Annotated in this window: 3 protein-coding genes; all 3 read left to right on the forward strand. The window is 33.1% G+C overall.

Annotated features, from left to right (window positions below):
• Positions 1 to 122 precede the first annotated feature (122 nt).
• Positions 123 to 935, forward strand: coding sequence for an ABC transporter permease (locus ACH2BG_RS06525; RefSeq protein ID WP_395046903.1), 813 nt, complete (start codon positions 123 to 125; stop codon positions 933 to 935).
• Positions 936 to 988: 53 nt separating this feature from the next.
• Positions 989 to 3232, forward strand: coding sequence for a choice-of-anchor L domain-containing protein (locus tag ACH2BG_RS06530; protein ID WP_395046904.1), 2244 nt, complete (start codon positions 989 to 991; stop codon positions 3230 to 3232).
• A gap of 34 nt (positions 3233 to 3266) precedes the next feature.
• Positions 3267 to 7786: hypothetical protein (locus tag ACH2BG_RS06535; RefSeq protein ID WP_395046905.1), on the forward strand; the 4520-nt coding region annotated here is incomplete at its 3' end.

Genomic DNA, 7786 nt, shown 5'->3' on the forward strand with positions numbered 1-7786 from the left:
TAGAACACCTTGTAAAACGAAAAGTTAGTTTAGAAGAACAATTTTTAGAATTAACGGCTAATCAATAGTTATTTCAAAAATCAATAAAAAAATTTCAACAATCTCTGTGAAACAATAAAATCATGAAAAGATTATTATCTATAGAATTACAAAAAATTTGGAAAAATAAAGCAAGTCGCGTCTTAACAATTACATATTTTGTTTTGCTTTCTTTTATCGCACTAATAGCATCAATAAAATTTGATATTGGACCAATACATTTTAGAATAGCCGATGAAGGAATTTTTAATTTTCCGTACATCTGGCATTTTAATACTTGGATTGCAAGTTGGCTTAAATTATTTCTTGCTATTATCATTGTTTCTATGATGGCAAACGAATACAGTTACGGTACTTTAAAACAAAACTTAATAGATGGAATGAATAAAAAAGAATTTATTTTATCTAAGTTCCTTACTGTTATGTTATTTGCTACAATATCAACAATTTTCATTTTCACATTAAGCTTAATTTTAGGATATAGTTTCTCATCATATAATGAATTTTCAATTGTTTTTTCTGATTTAGAATATCTATTAGCTTATTTCATAAAGTTAATTGGATTCTTTTCTTTCTGTCTATTTATTGGAATCTTAGTTAAGCGTTCAGCATTTGCACTTGGCTTTTTATTGGTTTGGTGGATATTTGAAATTATATTAATTTATATGGTGGGAATTCCTCAAATGTTAGCAAAATTACTTCCATTGGAAGCCATGTCTAACTTAATAGTAGAGCCAATAACTCGTTTATCTGTTGTAAAAACCATTGGTACACAAATAGGCGTTAGTGATATTAAAGATTATAGTGTTCCCATCACATCAATTCTAATCGTTTTAGTTTGGACTGTTATATTTATGTTAATGTCTTATAAAATTTTAAAAAAACGAGATTTGTAGTATATTTGCAAACTATGAAATTACGTTTGCGAATTCTCTTTTTTACTCTTACAATGTTTGTTTCAACAAACACATTTTCTCAATACATTCAGGTAGATGATACTTATACTGCACAACAATTAGTACAAAATTTTTTTTCAACAAACGGGTGTGCTTCGGTAAATAATATATCCGTTTCTGGAGGGAATTTCGGAACATCGGAACAAAGTTTTGGTTATTTCGATAACGGAACCAGTGGTTTTCCTTTCGCAAACGGAATTGTATTAAGCACAGGAAAAGCAACGTCAGCAATTGGTCCAAATTCAAGCATATTAAGTGACGGATCAACCAGTTGGACTGGAGATTCTGATTTACAAAACGCATTAGGTGTTTCAAATACTATAAATGCTACCGTTTTAGAATTTGATTTTACACCAATTACCAATAAAATTAGTTTCGATTATATTTTTTCTTCCGAACAATATTTATCAAATCCGTCAGCATCACAATGTGGTTATACTGATGGTTTTGCCTTTTTATTAAAACCTTTAGGAAGTAGTACTTACGAAAATTTAGCTATTGTTCCTGGCACATCAATTCCTGTTACTGTAAATAATGTTAGAGGTCCTGGTACTGTTTGTACACCAGCAAATGCGGCCTATTTCGATGCTTTCAATGGCACGAATCATCCAACAAACTTCAACGGACAAACGGTAATTATGAAAGCCGATGCTAATGTAATTTCTGGCACAACCTATCATATAAAATTAGTAATTGCCGATCAAGGAAATAATTTATACGATTCTGCAATATTTTTAGGTGGTGGAAGTTTTGAAAGCACTACAGATTTAGGAATTAATCACTTAGTATCTACTAATAATCCTTATTGCTCTGGCGAAAACAAAATATTAGATGCAACACAACCTGGAACAAATACCTACAAATGGTTTAAAGACGGGATTGATACTGGTATAACAACTCCAACTTATTCGATTACTGACAACACAAACACAGCGGTTGTAGAGTATTCAGTCGAAGTTACTATGGGTGGAACTTGTATTTCAAAAGGAAAAGTAAAAATACAGTTTGCTCCACCTATAACATTATCAAACCAAACATTAGTACAATGTGATGATAATAATGATGGAAGTACCATTTTTAATCTTACTAAACTGGATAATTTGATTAGAAATAATGATGCAACATTAAGCGCTGTAACTTATTACGAAACCATTGGAGGAACCGCAATTGCAAATCCATCTAGCTATCCTAGTATTCCTAAAACCATTTATGCCGAAGTTTCTAACTCTTTTGGTTGTAAAAAAATTGCGCAAGTCACATTACAAATCAACAACACGATCAATTCGCCTTATTTACGTGAAAAATGCGATGAAGTAGGAAACAAAGACGGAATAACTACTTTTGATTTAAATACTGAAATCACGCCTAATATTGCTCCAGGATTAGTAGTAGAATATTATGCTACCAAAAATAATGCGATAACCCAAAACACTCCTTTACCAAATAATTACCCGAATGTAATTCCTAACAATGAAACCATTTTTGCTCGAATTGTTAATGGCCCTGATTGTAACGGAATTGTTGAAGTGAATTTGAAAGTGAATTTTTTACTTCCTGCTAATTTTGGAGATGAAACTATTGGTTTGTGTCAAGGATCATCTGTTTATTTAAGTGTTGATCCTATTTTTTCAAGCTACACATGGAGCAATGGTGATGCTGATTTTGAGACTGAAATATTTAGTGCTGGAAATTATTCGGTAGAAGTTACAGATTCGAATGGTTGTAAAGCAACTAAAAAATTTATTGTACAACCTTCGGCACCGGCCACAAATATAGATGCTCTGATAAATGACCTCACAGGAAACAATAATACTATAACCATTACTTATACTGATAATGGTGGCGATTATGTATTCTCTATTGATGGTGTTAATTACCAAGAAAGTCCTTTGTTTGCAAATCTATCTGCTGGTGAATACACCATTTATGTAAAAGATAAAAATGGCTGTTTGCCAACTCCATCAAAAGTAATTTATGTACTAGATTATCCTAAATTTTTTACTCCAAATGGCGACGGAATAAATGATACTTGGATTATAAAAAACATTAAAACCAAACCAAATTCTACCATAAACATATTTGACAGATTTGGAAAATTACTAAAACAAATAGACTCAAACTCTGCTGGCTGGAACGGAACTTATAACGGCGAAAATTTACCATCTGCCGATTATTGGTTCGTTTTAACACTTTTTAACAACAAAACCATCAAAAGTCACTTCACACTTAAGAGATAATTAACTACTTTTGGGGAATTTCTGTAAAATCCCTATGAAAGCAAAATTTTTATTATTAGCATTATTTTTAAGTTTTAATGGTTTTTCTCAATTTAGTAAAACACATTATATTCCGCCATTATCAAATACTCAAGCCTACGAAACATTAGACCAATATCTATATATTTCTTGTCCGAGTATAACCGATATAACTTATAGAATCACCGCTATTGGCGGAGCTATAACTACAGGAACGGTTCGCAGAGATAATCCTCAGGCCATTCTTATAGGAAATGGAGATGATACTCAAATTCTTGCTAATGGAATAAAAGTAAACACCGTACTAAACAACAAAGGTTATATTGTTGAAGCCGAAGATTTAGTTTATGTTACCGTAAGACTTACTGCTGCTGGAGGCAATCATGCTGGAGGATTAGTTTCTAAAGGACTTGCTGCATTGGGAACACAATTCAGAATTGGAGCTTTTGTAAATACCGGAGTTACTACCGATTCTAGACATTACACTTTTGCCGCTATACTAGCAACCGAAAACAATACTGTTGTTTCTTTTAGCGATTTAAAACCCGGAGTATCCTTAATAAACAATGCTGGAGCCGGAAATATTCCAACAAGTGTCACACTAAATAGTGGAGAAAGTTTTATTATGGCAGTTGAAGGTCCAGACCCAGAAAATGCAGATGGACTTATTGGTGCTCTTATTTCTTCAACCAAACCAGTAGCTGTAAACTGTGGTTCTTTTGGAGGAACTAACGGAAATACTGGTAATACATCTGATATTGGTTTCGACCAAATCGTATCGGTAGAGAGAACAGGTAAAGAATATATTTTTATAAAAGGAAATGGTGTTGATGTTATAGAAAGACCGCTAATTGTAGCCCACGAAAACAACACCGAGGTATTTCTTAACGGAAGTGTAACACCCACTACTACATTAAACGCTGGACAATACCTTGCATTAGATGGTTCTCAATTTTCTGCTTCAGCTAACTTATATGTACGAACATCTAAAAATGTTTTTGCTTATCAAGGAATTGGAGGGTCTGGAAGTCAAGCAAATCAAAATATGCACTTTTTACCACCTTTAAGTTGTGAAACACCAAAAATTATAAATAATATTCCATTTATAGACCAAGTGGGTAATAATAATAATTTTTCAGGAACAGTATGTATTGTTACTGAAACTGGTGCAACATTAAATTTTTTAATAAATGGAACTTCTTATACATTAGCTACATTACCAGGTGTAGGAATAACTGTAAATGGCCCGTTTGCTGTTACAGGAAATACTGGTTATGAAACTTATACTTTCGAAGGTTTTTCAGGAAATATTTCTGTATTTTCGTCAAAATCAATCTATCTTTCTTATTTTGGATCTAGTGGAGCAGCAACCTATGGTGGTTTTTACTCAGGATTTACATTCAAACCAGAAGTAACACAACAAATTCTGGTAGCTGGCCAGTTAAACTGTATTCCAAATGCAAGTTTAACAGTAAGTAGTATTACTGCTTTCGATGTTTTTCAATGGTATTTTAATGATGTTGCTATTCCTAGTGCAACTACAAATCAATATTTGCCAACACAACCAGGTTATTATAATGTACAAGCATCAATATCTACATGTCCATCTCCGCCATTAATTTCCGACAAAACACCTGTTAGTTCTTGTCCTACAAATGGTGATAATGATCTCGCAAATGACAATATTGATATTGATTTAGATAACGATGGAATCACAAATTGTACTGAATCATTTGGAAATCAAATTATAAACACACTAATTCCAAGTAGTATAATTCCGCAAAGTGCTATTACTTATTTTGGAACAGTAACAAATACAACTCCAGCAGCTTCTCCTCCATTTTTAGGAAATACCGATGGTAGTTTTATTACCGAAGTATTAGCAGGAAAAACAAATAATGTAATCTATAATCTAGCTTTTTCGCAACCTACAAACGTTCGATTAGAATATCCAATGACCGCAAATGCAACCGATTTACTAAATGCAAATGCTGAATATGTTGTAAATTCTGATACCAATAAAACGGTGACAGTTCTAAATCCAACAAATCAGTTATTAATAGATACTAATTATGACGGAATTTACGAAAGCGGTATAACACAATATTCTTCTTTCGAAATTAGATTTAGACTAAACGGAAATACGCCACTGGCAGCAGGAACAGGAACTTTTAGTTTCCAAACTTTTCAAACAAGTAACTTCAAAATTACTCACAAAAACCTTTCGGATTCAGCTGGAAATAAATCGACATTCAAACTAGTTGCAACTTGTGTATATAAAGATACCGATGCTGATACTATTCCAGACCAATTAGATACAGATTCTGATAATGATGGCATTTTAGACACCATAGAAGCACAAGTAAATGCTTCAGTTGCGATTTTAAATGCCGATACAAATCTTAACGGACTTGACAATGCTTTCGAAACTGGATTTACTCCCGTAGATACTGATTTAGATGGTGTTTTAGATTATATAGATTTAGATTCAGACAATGACGGTATTAAAGATTCTGATGAATTAATCGCTGATACTGATGCTGACGGAATAAAAAATTACCGCGAACTAGATTCAGATAATGACCTGTGTAACGATGTCATTGAAGCTGGTTTTGCAGGAACTCCCGATGCTAATGGCGACGGATTATTAGGAGCAATTGCACCACCAACTGTAAATGCAAATGGTTTAGTAACAAGCGGAGTTGGCTATACAACACCTACAACAAATTATGTAACTTTTGCACCTATTGTTATTACAACACAACCAGCAATTACACCTACTTGCAACCTACAAAATGTGACAATCACACTTGCTGATAATGGTGGAAACACTTACCAATGGCAAGTTTCTACTGACGGTGTAACTTGGACTAATGTAGCGAACGCAGTACCATATTCAGGAGCAACAACAAACGTACTAACTATTACAGCAGTTCCTTTTACTTTTAATGGTTATAAATACAGGGTTCAGCTAAACAAAGTAGGGAATTCTTGTGGATTACTTTCGGCAGATGCGATACTAACAGTTTTGCCTTTACCTGTTGTGAATGATGTTACTATTGTTCAATGTGATGATGATTTAGATTTATTAACTTCATTTAATTTAACTATTAAAAACGATGAAATATTAAGTCCTGTAACAATTACTACTGAGGTATTTACTTATTATACTTCGCAATCAGGTGCTACTGCCGGAGGAACAACAGATTTAATTTCAAATTATTTAGCATTCCCAAATACCACATCTCCTATGTTAGTATGGGCAAGAATTACCAATTCAAATGGTTGTTTTAGAACCGCTCAATTAACCTTAATGACTTCAGCATCTCAAATACCACAAACCTATAGCTATACTATTCCACCTGTTTGCGATGATACTTTAGCTATAGACGGAACGGTTTCAGGAAATACCGAAACAAACAAAAGAGATGGTATAACTACATTTAATTTTAGTGCTGCAGAAAATGCTCCTCTTATTGGAATTAGAGCGCAATTACCTGTTGGCAGCTATGACATAAAATATTACAGAAGCGAAGCCGACGGACTTGCTCAAATTGATGCAAATGGGAATTCGCTAGCCATATTACCATCAGAATACAGTAACTTCAGAAATGATATTGCAAATGCACAAGACATTTGGGTAAGGGTTATAAATACTTTGGGAGGATGTAGCGGTTTTGGTCCATTTATAAAACTTTCTGTAGAGAAATTACCATTTGCCAATCTAGTTCCAGAATTTAGACAATGTGACACTGATGCTGATAAATTAGATGGAATATTTACCTTCATCAATACCGCTTCGTTAGAAACTACGTTATTAGGAAGTAATCAAACCTACCCGGTAACTGTAACTTATTTCGATAATGTAACTAATACACCATTAACAGATTCTAATGGGGTTTTAATTACTAGTCCATTTCCAAGTACTTTTTCAACAACATCAAAAACAATAAAAGCGGTAGTTACAAACAATACAACCCAACAATGTTATGATGAAAAACTTATTGTATTTACAGTAGATAAATTACCAACGGCAACACTTCCAACTACAGATATTAGAACTGTATGTGATGATGAAGCTGATCCTACAACACAAGATGGAATTTTCGAATTTATTACACCAAATCTAGAAAACGAAATAAAAGGCGCACAAACAAATGTTACCATTACCTATTTTGATAATCTAGGAAATCCTCTGTTAGACATTTTAGGAAATCCAATTGTTAGTCCATTTCCTAGTACTTTTAAAACGACATCGAGAACGATTAAAGCATTGGTAACAAGTACAATTACAGGTACTGTTTGTCCTACGGCACCAATTGATATTGAATTTAAAGTCAATAAACTTCCAAACATCAATTTAGTGGACACTGGAGTTATTTGTCAAAATTTATCTACATTATTCATCACTTTAGATGCTGGTATTAATGACGGTGCACCAACTACTAATTATAGTTACGTTTGGAGTTTTAATGGAGTACCAATAGCTCCAGCTCAGACTAATTATACTTTAACTAATATAAATCAAGCAGGAAT

The sequence above is a fragment of the Flavobacterium sp. genome, assembly GCF_043779715.1.
Classification (GTDB): domain Bacteria; phylum Bacteroidota; class Bacteroidia; order Flavobacteriales; family Flavobacteriaceae; genus Flavobacterium.